Genomic DNA, 524 nt, shown 5'->3' with positions numbered 1-524 from the left:
GCGTCTGCCGATGTCCGATTTCGGCGGCGAGCACCGCTACAATGTCACCGGGCTGTTTCACGATATGTGGGGCTTTCCCTCGAACAACCCGAAGGTAGTCAGCGAGCTGCTCCGCCATCTGATCGACAAGATTGAAAACAACGTTAACGCCATCACCCGTCATAAGGAACATTTTATGGAGGATGCGGAATATATCCTCGTCTCCTACGGCTCTTCGGCCAGATCGGCCATCCACCTGGCGAAAAACCGGCGGGTGAAAGGCGAAAAGATCGGCGTCCTCGAGCTGCAATCCATCTGGCCCTTCCCGGCGGAACTGGTCCGGGAAAAATGTGCCGGCGCCAAGGCGGTGCTGGTGGTCGAGATGAATATGGGCCAGGTTCTGGCCCAGGTGAAGGCGGCGGTGGAAAAACCGAACCGGGTCTTTCTTGCCAACCGCATCGATGGACAACTCATTACCCCGTCAGATATCAAGAGACTTCTCCGGGTTATCCAGGGGAGGGGAGTATAATATGCCAGTCAAAGAC

Annotated in this window: 1 protein-coding gene; it reads left to right on the top strand. The window is 56.1% G+C overall.

Annotated features, from left to right (window positions below; genetic code table 11):
- Positions 1-508: transketolase C-terminal domain-containing protein (locus tag ACYQ8U_RS23190; RefSeq protein ID WP_459947925.1), on the top strand; the 508-nt coding region annotated here is incomplete at its 5' end.
- Between the last annotated feature and the right edge of the window lie 16 nt (positions 509-524).

Source organism: Desulfocastanea catecholica (assembly GCF_054657295.1).
The sequence above is the reverse complement of the archived record's forward strand: the minus strand, read 5'-3'. Positions and strand labels throughout refer to the sequence as shown.